Origin of the sequence: Methylohalomonas lacus (genome assembly GCF_024808875.1) — a bacterium.
GTDB classification, from domain to species: domain Bacteria; phylum Pseudomonadota; class Gammaproteobacteria; order Methylohalomonadales; family Methylohalomonadaceae; genus Methylohalomonas; species Methylohalomonas lacus.
Window position 1 is genome coordinate 15,561 of sequence record NZ_JANUCT010000011.1, and the last position, 15,063, is coordinate 30,623.

The following is a 15,063-nucleotide window of genomic DNA, read 5'->3' on the forward strand; positions in this document are numbered from 1 at the left end:
GCCATTGACCCAAACTTGAAACTAATGGGGAATAAAAAAACATGACTCGCATAGCTGTTGCCGGGGCTGCCGGCCGTATGGGCAAGACCATCATCGAGGTTATCCATGAGACGGCCGGGGTCGAGCTGGGTGCTGCAATCGAGGTGCAGGGCTCCAGTCTGATCGGGGCCGACGCCGGCGAGGCCGCGGGGGTCGGCAAGCTGGGCGTGGCCATCAGCGACGACATCGCCCGGGTCGCCGCGGACTTTGACGTACTCATCGATTTCACCGTACCCCAGGCGACGATGAAGAATATCGACAAGTGCCGTGAGCACGGCAAGGCCATTGTCATTGGCACTACCGGCCTGAGCGACGGTGAAAAGCAGACCATTCGCGAGGCCGGTGCGTCTATCGGCGTGGTGCTGGCGCCGAACATGAGCGCCGGCGTGAATCTCACCTTCAAGCTGCTGGAAATGGCGGCACGCGCCGTCGGCGAGGATGCCGACATCGAGATTATCGAAGCGCACCACCGCGAAAAGAAGGATGCGCCGTCCGGCACCTCACTGCGCATGGGCGAGATCGTCGCCGAACAGCTCGGTCGTGATCTGAAAGAGTGCGCCATCTATGGCCGTGAGGGTATTACCGGGCCGCGCGACAAGAACACTATCGGCTTCGAGACCATCCGTGCCGGCGATATTGTCGGCGAGCATACCGTGATGTTCGCGCTGAATGGTGAACGCATCGAGATCTCGCACAAGGCCAGCAGTCGCAAGACCTTCGCCTCGGGTGCCGTACGTGCCGCACAGTGGGTACAGAGCCGCGGCGCCGGCGCATTCGATATGCAGGATGTGCTCGGCCTGCGCTGATGGCCGGAAACCGTCGGCGACTGAGTGCGTCGAACCTGTAAATGTTTTCCGAATGGAGCTAGCGTAAATTATGCAAATCGAGTGGCAGTACGAGCATCTTGATCATTCTGACGCCCTGCAGGAATTCGCCGAGAAGAAGCTCGATAAGATTGATCGGCGTTGGGGCGATCGCATTACCCGGATGCGTATCTTCGTTAGTGACATCAACGCGAACAAGGGCGGCGTCGACAAGCACTGTACTATGGAGGCGCGGGTGGCCGGCATCGATCCGGTAGTGGCCGAGACGACCGCCGCCGATATTTACGATGCCGTCAAGGGTGCGGTGGACAAACTGTCCCATGCCCTCGAACATGCGATCGACAGTCGCAAGGAAAAGCGGCCTGATGATCAGGTGCCGCCGCTTGATTGATCGGGTGCCGGCGCGTCTGTTTGCCGGTGGCCGCTCGCGCGGCTGACCTTTTCATAACGGGCGCGCAGCTTGCGCGCCTTTTTCTTGTCGCCGCTGGCGTGCGTTTCCAGGATGCGCAGCCACACAGCATGTTTTTCCTGCTTGCTCAGGTTTTTCCAGCCTTTCTTTTCCGCCTTCGTGCGGCCGCAGGCCTTGCAGATATTCTTCTTGTTGAATTCGCAGATATCGATGCAGGGGTTCTTGGTCAGCAATTCGTACATTCGGGCAGGCCAATAGTCGCTGTTGGTTGAAACCGGTGCCGCGTGTGACTCCCGCCGTCACTGAATTATCCCGCATAGCGGCCGCCATTTTTTCGCCACAATAATCCCGTGCTTCGTCATTCTGCCGACCGGTCCCGGTCAGCCTCCGGCGTTTTAATGGTCCGACATTTACCGGTACGGAGGTCGGTATGCGGGGCATAAATCAAACCGGGCGGCAGCGGTCTTCGCGACCGCGCTGGCCCGCAAGCGTCAGGATCGGGCTGCAGCTTGTCCTGATTATTGTGTTGTTTCTTGTTGCGAACGAGGTTGTGACGGCCCGGCAATCCGTGACCGGTGACGGCGTGTCACCGGAACAGGTTGACGCCGGCGAATTGCTGTTCAGGCACGCCGGCGGCTACGAGCGCGCCGTGATGCTCGACAGCCGTGTCGATTTCCGCGTCAGCGGTTTGATCGCTAACGTTACCCTGCAGCAGTCTTTTCGCAATACGGGCGATGACTGGCGTGAGGCGGTGTACGTATTCCCGCTGCCGGAACAGGCGGCGGTGCGTGACATGCGCATCCGGGTGGGCGAGCGTGTTATCGAAGGCGAGATCCGCGAGCGTGCCGAGGCACAGCGCGACTACCAGGCGGCCAAAAGCGAAGGCAAACGGGCGGGGCTGGTCGAGCAGGAGCGTCCGAACCTGTTCACCGTGTCCGTGGCCAATATCGCGCCGGGTGAGACGATCGCGGTGGAACTGGTGTATGTCGAGACGCTGCAGTACGACAGCGGTGAATTCAGCCTGCGTTTCCCGATGACGGTAACGCCGCGTTATATACCAGGCGCGGCGCTGAACGCAGGTGCTGACGAGACCGTCACGGCGGTGGACGGCGACGGCTGGTCCTACAATACCGACCAGGTGCCGGACGCGGCACGTATCACGCCGTTGCAGGATCCGCATCCGGCGACGGACAGCCGGATCGTGAATCCGATAACCATCCAGGCCGAGATCGACGCCGGCATGCCACTGGCCGCGATCGACAGTCCCTGGCACGACATTCGCGTCGACCGCGACGAGCAACGCTACCGGGTTGCATTGCGTGGCGGTCCGGTGTCGATGACGCGCGATTTCGAACTGCGCTGGCGGCCCGATACCGGCCGCCAGCCACAGGCCGCCTGGTTCACCGAGACGCTGGCCGGGGAACACTACGGTCTGCTGATGCTGGTGCCGCCCGCCCGGACTGAACAGGAACAGGTGTTGCCGCGCGAGATGATTTTGGTGATCGATACCTCCGGTTCCATGGGCGGTGCCTCGATCCGGCAGGCCCGCGCCGGCCTGTCGCTGGCGCTGGACAAGCTGCGGCCGGGCGATCGCTTCAACGTCATCGAATTCAACAACCGGCCGCAGGCCCTGTTCCGCGACAGCCGGCCGGCCAGCCGTGAACATATCGACCGGGCAAGGGAATACGTGGCGAACCTGGAAGCCGGCGGCGGCACCGAGATGCGCGCCGCCCTCGATATGGCGCTGTCGCAACAGGCGGCCGACGAATCGCTTTTGCGCCAGGTTCTGTTCATTACCGATGGCGCCGTCGGCAACGAGGCGGCTCTGTTCGGGCTGATCGACGAGAAACTCGGCCGCTCGCGGTTGTTCACGGTGGGTATCGGCTCGGCACCGAACAGTCACTTCATGCGCAAGGCCGCCGAATTCGGTCGTGGCAGTTATACGTATATCGGCGCGGTGGATGAGGTCGGCGCGCGCATGGCCGAGCTGTTCGGCAAGCTTGAGCATCCGGTCGCCGGTGATCTGACGGTCGACTGGCCCGCTGGAGTAGAGGCCGAAGCCTATCCGGCACCAATACCGGATCTGTACCAGGGCGAGGTGCTGTTGCTGGCGGCGCGCCTCGACGACATCAGCGGCGCGGTCACCCTCAACGGTCGTACCACCGGCCAGCGCTGGCAACGACGCCTGCCTTTGACCGCACGCGACGACAGCAGCGGTGTCGCCAGCGTCTGGGCGCGGCGAAAAATCGCCGCTTTGCTGGATGAAAAGATCAGCGGCCGGGATGCGGAGGCGGTGCGGGCCGACGTGCTCGAGACTGCTCTGGCGCATCAGCTCCTGAGTCCGTACACGAGTTTTCTCGCTGTCGACAAAACGCCGGTTCGCTCGCTCGACGCCGACCTGGAACGGGAATCCGTTCTGAATGCGCGTCCGCATGGCCAGAGCGCGCAGCCCTATGCCTGGCCGGCCACGGCAACCGACAGTCGATTCAACATGTTGATCGGCGTGTTGCTGTTGCTGCTCGCCTTTGTGAACTGGTGGCAAAATCGCCGGCCGCGTCATGGTTAGGTTGCGGCCCGGTAGTTATCTGCTGTTCGTACTGCTGATTCTGGGAATATGGCAGTTCGGTAGTGGCGCCTGGATACTGCTCAAGGCGGAACTGGCGCAGCACCTGATCGCACGGGCCTGGCAGCAGACGCTGGTACGACAGGCACCGGTGAAGCCGTGGTCCTGGGCCGATACCTGGCCGGTGGCACGTCTGCAGTGGCGTGACGAAATTGACCTCTACGTGCTCGACGGCGCGAGTGCCGCGGCCCTGCCGTTCGGTCCCGGCCTGCAGCGCCATGGCTCGCTGTTGCTGGCAGCCGGCCATCGCGATACGCATTTTGCCTTCCTGCGCCGGGTCAAACACGGCGACCGGCTGACGTTGACCGACATGCACGGTAGGGAAACGATCTTTCGGGTGCAGCTGCGACAGGTGGTCGACAGCCGCCAGGCGTCATTGCACGCCGCCGGCGCAGCGCCAGCGCTGGTATTGGTGACCTGCTATCCGTTCGACGCCCTGCGTGCCGGTGGCCCGTTGCGCTTTGTCGTTACCGCCACGCCACAATCCAACCATCATGATCCCGTGACGATCTGAGCCGGCTTTATACGTGGACTCGGCTAGCCGCTTCTGACTATAGTAGGCGCCACGTTCGGGCTGGAGGGTAACAGGATGCGGATCAGCAGGGAGATGCTGGAACAGGCCGGCGCCAGTGGTGTTATTCCGCCCGGCAGTGTCGACACCCTGTGGCAGTTTCTGGCCGAACGCACGCAGCAGCAGGCCAGCTTCCGGCCGGCGCATATCCTCTACTATCTCGGCGGCCTGATCGCGATCAGCGCCATGTCGCTGTTTGTCACGCTGGCCTGGGACAGCTGGTCCGGCCTGCCGATGCTGGCGGTGGCGCTGGGTTACGCCGTTGTCGGCATCGCGCTCACGCATTACTTCCTGTATCGCAAGCAATTGGAAATCCCCGCTGGTCTGACCATCACTTTTGCCGTGGCGATGACGCCGTTGGTCATCTACAGCCTGCAGCATATGCTCGGTTTCTGGAGCGGCGATTACACGGTGGCCGAGTATCACCGTTACATCGACTGGCGCTGGCTGTTCATGGAACTGGGCACGCTGACAGCCGCGGTGATCGCGCTGTGGCTATACCGGTTGCCGTTTCTGTTAATGATTGTGGCGGTCACGCTCTGGTATCTGCAGATGGACCTGGTGCCGTTCCTGTTCAACGATCTGGACCATACCTGGGAACTGCGCAAACTGACCAGCGTGGTTGCCGGCACGGTCTACATGCTGCTGGCTTTCTGGATCGATATCCGCTCCGGGCGCAAACGCGACTATGCCTTTTGGCTGTACCTGGTCGGCGTGGCAACGTTCTGGGGCGGTCTGACGGCGATGGACTCAAACAGCGAACTCGGCAAGTTCCTCTATTTCTGCATCAACCTGCTGTTGCTGTTTTTCGCCGCATTGCTGGTACGGCGCGTTTTTGCGGTGTTCGCTTCCATCGGCATCGCGCTGTATTTTTATCACCTGGCCGACAGGGTCTTTCAGCAGAGCCTGCTGTTTCCGGTGGCCCTGGCGGCGCTGGGACTGGCGATCATATTTGCCGGGCTTTACTGGCAGCGGCATGAGCAGCGGATACAGACCGCATTACTGAAGTGCATGCCGGGCAAACTGGTTGAGCTGATCCAGCGCGCCCACCAGCATTATTGATGCTGCCGGTACCGAAGATAAAAAAAGACGCCGCGGGTGGCGGCGTCCGGAAGGTACTACCGAGGTGGTGTTACGTAAGCGGTTTCAGTCCCAGGCGAATTGATAGCCGACGGTGATGGTCCAGTCGGTTTCCAGCTGCGGCCCGTTCAGGTCCTGATGCACCGGGGTACCGACCTCGGCGGCCAGACGATGGCCGGCGAGGGCGGTGCCGGGCTGGCCGGCGAGGTTGACGCCGAACAGCAAATCGACCCGGTCGCCGCCGTAGTTGTCCGGGTCAGCGGTTTGCACCGGTGCCATGATTTGATCGTCGCGGCCGTCGATGCGGTCGACATGCTGACCCGCCAGTCGCACGGAAGTACTGATCCACGGCCGCCACAGGTAGCTGCCCCAGGCTGTCAGGTGGTGTTCGTCGCCGAGGCTGTAGCCCTCGTCGTTTCTGCCCAGGCGCAGCTTGTTCGTGAACTGCGCGCCCCAACCCCACTGCGCGTGCTTGCCGGAGTAGGTTATGCCCGGCAGTAAATCGAAAGTCCCCGAACCCAGTTGCATGCCGTAGGGCAGGCGCATGGTCGGCGTCGTGCCCATGGGGGTGAGTACAGTGTCTTCTTCGGTGATCGAGCCGGTCGGCAGGCTGACGCCCAGGTTCAGGTGTAGATGATGGCGGCCGTCGTCGTACAGTTTGATCAGGCCGGTCAGGCTGGTGTCGCCGATGCCGCTGGAACCGGTCGTGAAGCTGCCCAGCCTGTCGGTGCCGGTGCCACCCTGGAAAGTGACGTGGTCCATCTGCTTGTCGTGATAGCGGCCCATCGCCATCAGCGTCAGCGAATCCGTCGGTGCGTACATGGCGCCGAACATGTGCATCTGCATGTCCATGCTGGTTGGTACTACGCGCAGGGTCGACGGTTGCATGGGCTGATCGGCAAAGCGGTTCGGCACGCCGGTGACGATGTCCTCCGGGCTGACGTCGTCTGTGCCGATGTGATTGCCCGCCATGTCCATGTGCATGAAACGGTAGGAGATCATCCACTCGCCGGCGCCGTGCATGTGATCGCCCATGACACCGATCGGCGCGTGGCCGTCGGCGCGCGACATGGCGTTGCCGGTTTGCCAACCGACCGGTGGGGATTCGTGTGCCGGAACGTTGAGCACAGTGAAGGCAAGTAAGGCAATAACAGCAATTCTGCAATACATGATATTTCACGAGCGGTATGGATGAATGGCGGATAAGAGTAATGCCGGCAGGTGCAGACGTCGATGCGACACGTTGTCGCACCACCGCGGCAGGTGGCTGAGCAAAGTTGTGGCTAAGCAAGACGAGCGGATTGATCGTGAACGGGAAATCTATATAATCTAAACAATAATAATTATCAGTACTATTACTATCGCACCTGCCGGCTCGCCGCTGCCTCGGGGGGAGCCACCGGAATTTCTGATTGCTTACAAAACTGAACTGACCCACGCGGCTGCTGACCGGCAGTAATCGGGGGAGATTGCTTTATTTTAGGGGGAAAATCATGCAGTTATCAGGATCAAACGCCAATGCCGCGGTATTGATATCCATGCTGATATTGGCGGCCGGCACCGGCGTCAGCAACGCCGCCGAGCCGCAGAACCGGGATGCGGCGTCAGGAAATGACCCAGCCGGCGTCGCCGAATTGGAGGCCGTCCAGGTCGAGGGCCGCTCGGAGTCGGCCTGGTACCCGACCGACAGCTACTTGGCGACGCACAATCATAGCGCCACCAAGACCGATATACCGCTGATCGAGACGCCGCAGTCGATCAGCGTGATCACGCAGGAACAACTTGAAGATCGGGGCGCCGATACACTGACCAAGGCGGTAACGTATTCTCCCGGCATCTACGTACAGAACCGCGCCAGCCAGAATGTGATCGATTCCTTTTCCATCGATATACGCGGTTTTGATGCCACGAGTTCAACATTTCGTGATGGCACCCAGATCCAGGCGGGTCTGCCTTATGACAGCCCGATTGAAGTCTACGGTCTGGAACGTATCGAGGTACTGCGTGGACCGGCGTCGGTGCTTTATGGACAGGGACAACCGGGCGGCATCATCAACATGGTGACCAAGAAACCGGCCCGCGAGCCGCTGCGTGAGATGGGTGTCGAATATGGCACTGATGATCACAAACAATTCAAGGCGGATATCAGTGACCGTCTTACCGCGAATGGCGATTGGCGTTTTCGCCTGACCGGCCTGATTCAGAAGGCTGATACGCATGTCGATTTCATCAATGATGACCGAATCTATTTTGCGCCGGCCCTGAGCTGGGAGCCGACTGACAATACCAAACTTACCCTGCTCGCCAATTACCAGAAGAACGAAACCAAGTACCCATGGACGGCATTTCCGCGCGAGGGCACCAAGGTGCCGAGCGAGTACGGCAGGATTCCGGACAGCCGCTATATCGGCGAACCCGGCTTCGACGAATACGATGCCGAGGAATATTCTGCCGGTTACATCTTTGAGCACAGCTTCGCGGATCGCTGGACGTTCCGGCAGAATTTCCGCTATCGCGATATCAATTATGATGTGAAAGATGTGTTCAGGGATTATAGCCTGGGCATGGGTTACGTAGAGTCTGATCTACGAACACTTAATCGTGGTCGGCGGATCCGGCATGACGAAGCTTATACAGTCACGTTGGATAACCAGTTAGTTTCGGAGTGGCAACATGGTCGTTTTGAACACACAGTACTAACTGGGTTTGATTATAAAATATTGGATTATGAACGGCGTGATACCGGTTTTAATTATGATGTGAGTACGCTTGATCTGTATGCACCAGTCTATGGCGACGATCCTTTCCCGGGGCCATTGTCTTTTTCTGAAACTAACACGCAGGCTGAGCAGCTTGGCCTGTATTTCCAGGACCATATCAAGTTCGGCGATCACTGGGCGTTGACCGTCGGTGGCCGTCAGGACTGGGTCGAGTCAGAAACCACAGGCGAAGACAAACGCGAACAGGATGAGCTCAGTCTGCGCGGTGGCTTGGTCTACCTGTTTGACAACGGTTTTGCACCCTATGTCAGTTACGCGGAATCATTCACGCCCCAATATGACAGCTTCAGGTTTACCGGCGAGCAGAAAAAGCCGATTACCGGGAAGCAATATGAAGCTGGTCTTCGCTATCAGCCACCGGGCCTAGGTTTTTCTGCCACCGCTGCAGTATTTGAAATTACACGCAAGAATGAGCTAGTAGAGGATCCGGTTAATCCGTTGCGAGTTTCTCAAATAGGCGAGACTCGTTCGCGCGGTTTCGAATTCGAACTGCTGGCCGATCTAACCAGTAACCTGCAGATGATCGGCAGTTACACCTATCAGGACGTCGAAGTGGTCGAGGCCGGCGGATCACAGGCAACCAATGGCAACCAGGTCACGGATCGGCCCAAGCACCTTGCCAAACTATGGCTCGATTACACTGTGCCGGCCGGCACGTTGGCCGGGCTGGGGGTGGGCGGCGGTATCCGCTACACCGGCACCTCCTATGCCGACGCCGCCAACACGGTGAAATACCCGGCGGCGACGCTGGTCGATGCATCGCTGCGCTATGACCTGGGCAGTGCCCGGTTGCAGCTTAATGCCACCAATTTGTTCGATGAGCAGAAGGTCTACTGCTCCGGTGTGCAGCCAACCTCGACCTGCGACTATGGTCTGCCGCGTTCAGTCATCGCCAGCGTGACTTATCGTTGGCAATGACCGTTGCAGTCGGGCATTTGACAGGCTAATAGACTTCAGTATTATCTGATTGATAATCAATCTTATTAGTGTTTTATATGCTATGCCCACTGACTCGCTGTTGTCGCGTTTCATGCATCTTATGCCTCAGTCCAGACACGTTATGTCATTAGCGTCCCGCATAGCCGCCGCCCTGTTCGGTGGCTATGCGGTGGCGTATTTCGCCGCTGCCGCACTGGCGGTAATCCTGCCGCTGGTCCGCTCGGAGGCAGCTGTCACGGCCATGCTGCTGGGCCTGCTCGTCTATGCGGCGGCGGTCATGTGGGTGTTTAGTGCCCGCAGTGCCGCGCACGCCTGGCTGGTGCTTTTAATCATCGCGGCGGTTTGTGCAGCGGTCGCCTACTTACCGGGCATGTTGTCATGAAAAAAACCTTTTCCCAGTCGATGGCCTGGCTGCACACCTGGAGCGGCCTGATCTTCGGCTGGATCCTGTTTGCGATATTCCTGACCGGTTCATTATCCGTTTTTGATCGCGAGATAAGCCAGTGGATGCAACCGGAGTCGGCCGCTAGTCAGGTGCCGGCGACTACGGCCGTGGATAGGGCCGCCGACTATCTGCGCAACAACCACCCGGACGCGCCCAGTTGGTTAATTGTACCGCCCAGTGATCGCAGTGCGACGATGCTGGCCTACTGGCAGGAAGGCCAGGAATTCCCGCATGTCGCGCTGGACCCCGCCACCGGCAAAGTGGCCAAACGGGATACCGATGGTGGCCATTTCTTTGTGCATTTTCATTACCAGTTGCACGCCGGCACCATTGGTACGTGGATCGTTGGTGGCGTGGGCCTGATGATGCTGATTGGTTTGTTGTCCGGCATCGTGATTCACAAGCGTATCTTCAAGGATTTCTTCACCTTCCGGCCGCGCGCCGGGGCGCAGCGTTCGTGGCTGGATGCGCACAATGCACTGGGCGTGCTGACGCTGCCGTTTCTGCTGATGATCACTTTCAGCGGTCTGGCCATTTTTGCCTTCATGTACCTGCCCAGCCCGGTCAAACTGCTGTACGGCGACAGTCTCGAGGACAGCGAGGAGTTCTTTCACGAGGCCCGCCCGCACGTTGATTTGGAACCCACCGATCAGTCAGCAGCCTTGTTGCCTCTTGGCGGCTTCGTTGAACGTACCCAACAGGCTTTTGGCACTGAGCAGATCTGGTATATCTCGGTCGATCATCCCGGTGATGAAAATGCCGTCGTTTCACTCGAACCGCTGTATGGCGAGCAGTTGACCCTGTCGAACCAATTGATCCAGTTTCGGGGGATAACCGGCGAACTGCTGCAAAAGGGTATGCCGTTTCAGCCGGCCACACATACCCAGCGTGTATTGACTGGCCTGCACTTTGCCCAGTTTGGTGGTGCCGTGACGCACTGGCTGTATTTCATCTCTGGCCTTGTCGGCACGGCGATGATCGCGACCGGCCTGCTGCTCTTCAGCGTCAAGCGGCGGCGCCAGATCGTCCTGGACAGCGATGTCAGCACCGGCTTTCTGAATGTGGTCGACCGTCTGAATGTCGCCGCCATTGCTGGCCCCATACTGGCCTGTCTGGCGTATCTGTGGGCTAATCGCCTGCTACCGCCGGGTCTGGCGGAACGCCCGGCCTGGGAGATCGGCGCCTTCTTCGCTGTCTGGGCACTGTCATTGATACATGCCCTGTGGCGGCCCGCCCGCCGCGCCTGGCTGGAGCAGTTTACGGCTGCGGCGCTGCTAAGCCTGTTGCTGCCACTGCTGAACATGCTGACCAGCAGTCAGCACTTGTTGGTGACGCTGCCGGCCGGTCGCTGGCGGCTGGCCGCCGTGGACCTGACCGTGCTGGCCCTGGGACTGGCTTGCGTCTGGCTGTTGCGGCGACTCGGGATGGAACGCCAGCGGACAGCCGTATCCGGCTCTGCCGCACCGGTCTGGGAGCTGGCCGATTCATGATCGTGTTAATGCTGGTACTGGCTTACGGCGGTATGACGGCGCTGTGCCTGGCCATGAATCGTCACTACCGCCAGGTCCGGTTTGGCCGCCCCTCGTTGCAGCTCAAATGGATACTGCGGTTGACGGGTACGGCATTGTTACTGGTCGCACTGCTGCTGGGCAGCATCGGCTGGGGGCCGACGATCGGGCCGGTTGTCTGGTTTGGCGTATTGTCGGTCAGTGCCTTAATATTAATCTTCATGTTGCCGTACCGGCCGCGACTGGTATTGCGCTCCAACCTCGCGGTGAGTCCTCTGGCACTGCTAGCCAGTCTGATCATTCTGCTCTAGCACTGGCCCATCTCCTTGCTCGGGCTGGCTGCTGTTCCCGGGTATTTTTCCCGTGCTACAGCCGGAGATTCTCCGATACGATTAATCTACTGTTGTTGCATAGTTGAATGGCCAGCGCCGGGTAGCGATCTTGAATCTGAAATTGCAGCAACTTTTTCTGCGCCACCGGCAGGAACTCGAGGAGTTTTTGTGCAAGCGAGTATCCAGCCCGGAAGTCGCAGCGGATCTGGCACAGGAAGCGTACCTGCGCGTGCTGGACAGCGAACGGCCGTGCGCGGACGAGAATCTGCGCCGGCGGTTGTTTCGTGCTGCTTCCGAACTGGCCGCTACGCATCAGAAACAGGCTGCCAGCGATAAGGCGAAGATGGGGGCGCCGGTTGTTGCGGAAGCCACCGATGGTTCTGCCGAACAGCAGGCCCTGTCCACCGAAGAGCTCGATATTCTGCGCCAGGCCATCGATGAACTGCCGCGTGTGACGCGTAAGGTTTTCCTGCTGCATAAGTTCGAGCAATTGAGTTATGCGGAAATCGCCGCGCAGCTGGATATGCCGCGCAACAAGGTCACGGTCCATATGGCGCGTGCGCTGGCTTATTGCCGACAGCGGCTGGACGAGTACCGCCGACGCGGCTGAGGTCCTGAATGGGGGATGAGCAAGCGCAATGCAACAACCGGGAAGCGTATATGAATAGCACCCCACAGGCTGTCAATGATGCCGCCGCCGAATGGTTCGCAGCCATGCACGACGATGCTGTTGAAGAGTCGACTTGTACGGCATTCGCGGCATGGCTCGAAGCCGATCCGGCGCATCGGCAGGCGTATGCTGAACTCGAACGGATGTGGCACGGGCTTGATGGACTGGCCGCGGAGATGCAGTTTCACCAGGCCGGTGACCGTGGCACCCGTTCGGCCTGGTTACAGGCCTTGCGGCGCCCGCGTAATCGCTGGCTTGGTGCCGCCGCTGCCGTGATACTGGTGTTCGTGATCAGTTCCGCCTGCCTGATCGCGCCATCATCCGTGCAGACCGAGTACCAGACCACACGGGTGGAAAAGAATTTCACCCTGCCGGATGGCTCGCAGCTTTTACTGGCCCCGGGATCGCGGCTGTCGGTGGCCATGAGCGACAGCGAGCGACGCATCGATCTGCATCGGGGCAGTGCTGTATTCTCCGTAAGCGCGGATCCCGAACGACCGTTTGATGTTAATGCCGCCAATGGTCGCATCAGGGTCGTCGGTACCATCTTTGAGGTGCGCATCGATGAACGGGTTCACGTCGGTGTGCGCCGGGGTGCTGTCGACGTACTGATCGACGGCGCAGCGGAACCAACCCGGCTGAGCCGTGGCGACGGAGCGACCTATGACGATCGTGGCCTGACCCGCGTCACTCAGCAGGACGGTGCGCCGCCGGCCATCAGTGCCAACCTGCGCGATCCGCGCATGGCGTTGCTGGCTGGTGGCGCCCGTTTTCCAACTGCACCAGCCCCGGAACCGCGCGTGGCGAGTAACGAATCGCTGCACCACTGGCAACCGACGATGCGCCATCGTCGCGGTCGCCACTATACAGCCAGCGATAATACCCCATGGCTGAGCCTGTCGTTCGGCTGACGCCGCTCAGCCCGTCTCCAGCAGTACCTTGTTGCCAGTGACGCCAACGGTCAACGCCGTCAGCCGGTCGCCTTGGCAGGGGCCGTAAACGCAATAGCCGTTATCGATTTCGAATTCGGCTCCATGCAGGGCGCAGATGATCCGGGATTGATCGAGCGTCAGGAACTCACCCGGCATCCAGTCCAGTGCCGCGCCGGTATGCGGGCAGCTGTTGAGGTAGGCATAGACCCGGTTTTGCCGGCGGATCACCATGATTTCCTGGGGTCGGTCATCGATGCTGATGCAAAAGCCACGGCTGCCCGGGTCAGGGATCGCATCCAGACTGCAGAGTTCCAGCGGTTTCTTCATGGGTTTCAACGGCTTGTAGAATAGTTACCATTTCCGCCTGCGCATAGACCCGGCGCGGCATGTTCGCTAAAATTAACGCCAGTTACAGGCGGGGGCCACCGATGCGGTGGCTCCCGTTTTGCATGTCTGGCGTCCGGCCCGCAAAGCCCGGTTCCTGCAAGCATTTAACCAGACTTCTGAACCTGGAGGACCTCCTTGAATAAACCAGCCCTGCTGGCACTTGAAGACGGCAGTCTGTTTCGCGGCCGTTCGATCGGCGCCGACGGTCAGACCGTCGGCGAGGTGGTATTCAATACCGCCATCACCGGTTACCAGGAAATACTGACCGATCCCTCTTACTACAGGCAAATCGTCACCCTGACACAGCCGCACATCGGCAACGTCGGCACCAATGCCGAAGACGAGGAGTCACAGCGGATCTACGCCGCCGGTCTGGTGGTTCGCGATCTGCCTGCCGAATTGAGCAACTGGCGGTCGCAGACATCGCTGGGTGACTATTTGCACGACAATAACATTGTCGCCATCGCCGATATTGACACCCGGCGGCTGACGCGACTGTTGCGCGAGCAGGGGGCCCAGCGCGGTTGCATCGTTGCCGGTGACAACATCGACGAAACCCAGGCGGTCGAAGCCGCGCGTGCATTTGCCGGCCTGAAGGGCGCCGATCTGGCGCGTGAGGTCTCCACTGCTACGGCCTACGAGTGGCGCCGCGGCAGCTGGCAACTGCATGGTGATAACGCCGCGGAGGTGCCGGCAGAGAAACTGCCCTGGAACGTGGTGGCCTATGATTACGGCACCAAGCGCAACATTCTGCGCATTCTGACTGATCTCGGCTGCCGGTTGACGGTGGTGCCGGCACAGACACCGCTGAACGAGGTGCTGGCGGAAAAGCCCGACGGCATCTTCCTGTCCAACGGCCCGGGCGATCCGGAACCCTGTGATTATGCCATTGAAACGATCCGCGGTTGCATCGACGCGAACATACCGACGTTCGGTATCTGTCTCGGTCATCAGCTGCTGGGGCTGGCCAGCGGCGGCAGGACAGTGAAGATGAAATTCGGTCACCACGGCGCCAACCACCCCGTGGTTGATATCGATACCGGCCGCGTCATGATCACCAGCCAGAACCACGGCTTTGCCGTCGACGAACAGACATTGCCGGAGACGATGAAAGCCACGCACCGGTCGCTCTTCGACGGTTCGCTGCAGGGCATTCATCACCGGAATGCACCGGCGTTCAGCTTCCAGGGCCATCCCGAGGCGAGCCCGGGACCGCACGATGTGAAGCCACTGTTTCAGCATTTCATTGATTTAATGCAGGCCGCGAATGCACGCAAATGAACGCGAAGAAATGCGCGTGCGGCAGGGTAGGTCACTGGTCAATGAATGAACAGTAAAAGTGCTGAATGGACACGTACTGCATGTACGGGTTGGTTGATCGAAGTGCCGAAGCCTCTGCGCCCGGCGCATGGCAGGAACTCATGCATGATTTAAATACCAGCAACAGTGCGCTGGTTTGTTACTAATTAAGGTCGATATAGTGGCCACTCAATTTATTTGCGTTTATTTGCGTTCATTTGCGGA

At 59.9% G+C, this 15,063-nt stretch carries 15 protein-coding genes; 12 read left to right on the forward strand and 3 right to left on the reverse strand.

Translation table 11 applies throughout. The annotated features are described in order from the left end of the window. The first annotated feature begins 41 nt into the window (after window positions 1-41). Both dapB and hpf read left to right on the forward strand, forming a co-directional pair. Window positions 42-845 (forward strand): 4-hydroxy-tetrahydrodipicolinate reductase, encoded by an 804-nt coding sequence (gene dapB / locus J2T55_RS08575; protein ID WP_259055649.1) that lies wholly within the window; start codon window positions 42-44, stop codon window positions 843-845. A 70-nt stretch (window positions 846-915) separates the two neighbouring features. Then, window positions 916-1,254, forward strand: a complete 339-nt coding sequence (hpf, locus tag J2T55_RS08580) for a ribosome hibernation-promoting factor, HPF/YfiA family (protein ID WP_259055651.1) — start codon at window positions 916-918, stop codon at window positions 1,252-1,254. On the opposite strand, the gene J2T55_RS13205 is transcribed toward hpf, so the two are convergent. After that, window positions 1,233-1,514: a DUF1289 domain-containing protein gene (locus J2T55_RS13205; protein WP_310521983.1), complete on the reverse strand. Its 282-nt coding sequence runs from the start codon at window positions 1,512-1,514 to the stop codon at window positions 1,233-1,235. The genes hpf and J2T55_RS13205 overlap by 22 nt on opposite strands. Window positions 1,515-1,798: 284 nt before the next feature. On the opposite strand from J2T55_RS13205, the gene J2T55_RS08590 reads away from it, so the two are divergent. From J2T55_RS08590 to J2T55_RS08600, 3 genes are all read left to right on the forward strand, one after another. Beyond that, a complete protein-coding gene (locus J2T55_RS08590) occupies window positions 1,799-3,838 on the forward strand; it encodes a marine proteobacterial sortase target protein (RefSeq protein WP_259055652.1) in 2,040 nt (679 codons plus the stop codon). Then, window positions 3,831-4,409 carry a class GN sortase gene (locus J2T55_RS08595; RefSeq protein WP_259055653.1) on the forward strand — a complete coding sequence of 193 codons (579 nt, stop codon included), beginning with the start codon at window positions 3,831-3,833 and terminating at the stop codon, window positions 4,407-4,409. Before J2T55_RS08590 ends, J2T55_RS08595 begins: the two co-directional genes overlap by 8 nt. A gap of 75 nt (window positions 4,410-4,484) precedes the next feature. Next, window positions 4,485-5,528 (forward strand): DUF2157 domain-containing protein, encoded by a 1,044-nt coding sequence (locus tag J2T55_RS08600; protein ID WP_259055654.1) that lies wholly within the window; start codon window positions 4,485-4,487, stop codon window positions 5,526-5,528. Window positions 5,529-5,612: 84 nt separating this feature from the next. Here J2T55_RS08600 and J2T55_RS08605 read toward each other — a convergent pair whose 3' ends face one another. Continuing rightward, complete coding sequence (locus J2T55_RS08605) at window positions 5,613-6,716, reverse strand: transporter (protein WP_259055655.1); 1,104 nt, start codon at window positions 6,714-6,716, stop codon at window positions 5,613-5,615. A gap of 323 nt (window positions 6,717-7,039) precedes the next feature. Here J2T55_RS08605 and J2T55_RS08610 point away from each other — a divergent pair, with 323 nt between their 5' ends. The 6 genes from J2T55_RS08610 to J2T55_RS08635 all read left to right on the forward strand — a co-directional run bounded on the left by J2T55_RS08610 (window position 7,040) and on the right by J2T55_RS08635 (window position 13,131). After that, complete coding sequence (locus J2T55_RS08610) at window positions 7,040-9,244, forward strand: TonB-dependent siderophore receptor (protein WP_259055656.1); 2,205 nt, start codon at window positions 7,040-7,042, stop codon at window positions 9,242-9,244. Window positions 9,245-9,386: 142 nt separating this feature from the next. Then, on the forward strand, window positions 9,387-9,647 hold the full coding sequence (locus J2T55_RS08615; RefSeq protein WP_259055657.1) for a DUF3649 domain-containing protein: 261 nt from the start codon (window positions 9,387-9,389) through the stop codon (window positions 9,645-9,647). Continuing rightward, a complete protein-coding gene (locus J2T55_RS08620; protein WP_259055659.1) occupies window positions 9,644-11,200 on the forward strand; it encodes a PepSY-associated TM helix domain-containing protein in 1,557 nt (518 codons plus the stop codon). The genes J2T55_RS08615 and J2T55_RS08620 overlap by 4 nt, the downstream gene beginning before the upstream one ends. Beyond that, the gene (locus tag J2T55_RS08625; RefSeq protein WP_259055660.1) at window positions 11,197-11,529 is read left to right on the forward strand and encodes a DUF3325 domain-containing protein; all 333 of its coding nucleotides are present in this window, start codon (window positions 11,197-11,199) and stop codon (window positions 11,527-11,529) included. Before J2T55_RS08620 ends, J2T55_RS08625 begins: the two co-directional genes overlap by 4 nt. Window positions 11,530-11,659: 130 nt before the next feature. After that, complete coding sequence (locus J2T55_RS08630; RefSeq protein WP_259055662.1) at window positions 11,660-12,160, forward strand: RNA polymerase sigma factor; 501 nt, start codon at window positions 11,660-11,662, stop codon at window positions 12,158-12,160. 50 nt (window positions 12,161-12,210) lie between these two features. Then, window positions 12,211-13,131 carry a FecR family protein gene (locus tag J2T55_RS08635; protein ID WP_259055663.1) on the forward strand — a complete coding sequence of 307 codons (921 nt, stop codon included), beginning with the start codon at window positions 12,211-12,213 and terminating at the stop codon, window positions 13,129-13,131. A 6-nt stretch (window positions 13,132-13,137) separates the two neighbouring features. Here the strand turns inward: J2T55_RS08635 and J2T55_RS08640 are convergent, their stop codons facing one another. Next, entirely contained in the window at window positions 13,138-13,479 is a 342-nt protein-coding gene (locus J2T55_RS08640; RefSeq protein ID WP_259055665.1) for a Rieske (2Fe-2S) protein, read from the reverse strand. Between the two features lie 195 nt (window positions 13,480-13,674). Between J2T55_RS08640 and carA the strand changes: the two genes are divergently transcribed. After that, on the forward strand, window positions 13,675-14,820 hold the full coding sequence (gene carA, locus J2T55_RS08645; protein ID WP_259055667.1) for a glutamine-hydrolyzing carbamoyl-phosphate synthase small subunit: 1,146 nt from the start codon (window positions 13,675-13,677) through the stop codon (window positions 14,818-14,820). Window positions 14,821-15,063 lie beyond the last annotated feature (243 nt).

Excerpts from the sequence above, each read along its gene's own strand:
- dapB (WP_259055649.1), top strand. The coding sequence starts at position 42 with ATGACTCGCATAGCTGTTGCCGGGGCTGCCGGCCGTATGGGCAAGACC.
- hpf (WP_259055651.1), top strand. The coding sequence starts at position 916 with ATGCAAATCGAGTGGCAGTACGAGCATCTTGATCATTCTGACGCCCTG.
- J2T55_RS13205 (WP_310521983.1), bottom strand. The coding sequence starts at position 1,514 with ATGTACGAATTGCTGACCAAGAACCCCTGCATCGATATCTGCGAATTC.
- J2T55_RS08595 (WP_259055653.1), top strand. The coding sequence starts at position 3,831 with ATGGTTAGGTTGCGGCCCGGTAGTTATCTGCTGTTCGTACTGCTGATT.
- J2T55_RS08600 (WP_259055654.1), top strand. The coding sequence starts at position 4,485 with ATGCGGATCAGCAGGGAGATGCTGGAACAGGCCGGCGCCAGTGGTGTT.
- J2T55_RS08605 (WP_259055655.1), bottom strand. The coding sequence starts at position 6,716 with ATGTATTGCAGAATTGCTGTTATTGCCTTACTTGCCTTCACTGTGCTC.
- J2T55_RS08610 (WP_259055656.1), top strand. The coding sequence starts at position 7,040 with ATGCAGTTATCAGGATCAAACGCCAATGCCGCGGTATTGATATCCATG.
- J2T55_RS08615 (WP_259055657.1), top strand. The coding sequence starts at position 9,387 with ATGTCATTAGCGTCCCGCATAGCCGCCGCCCTGTTCGGTGGCTATGCG.
- J2T55_RS08620 (WP_259055659.1), top strand. The coding sequence starts at position 9,644 with ATGAAAAAAACCTTTTCCCAGTCGATGGCCTGGCTGCACACCTGGAGC.
- J2T55_RS08625 (WP_259055660.1), top strand. The coding sequence starts at position 11,197 with ATGATCGTGTTAATGCTGGTACTGGCTTACGGCGGTATGACGGCGCTG.
- J2T55_RS08635 (WP_259055663.1), top strand. The coding sequence starts at position 12,211 with ATGAATAGCACCCCACAGGCTGTCAATGATGCCGCCGCCGAATGGTTC.
- J2T55_RS08640 (WP_259055665.1), bottom strand. The coding sequence starts at position 13,479 with ATGAAGAAACCGCTGGAACTCTGCAGTCTGGATGCGATCCCTGACCCG.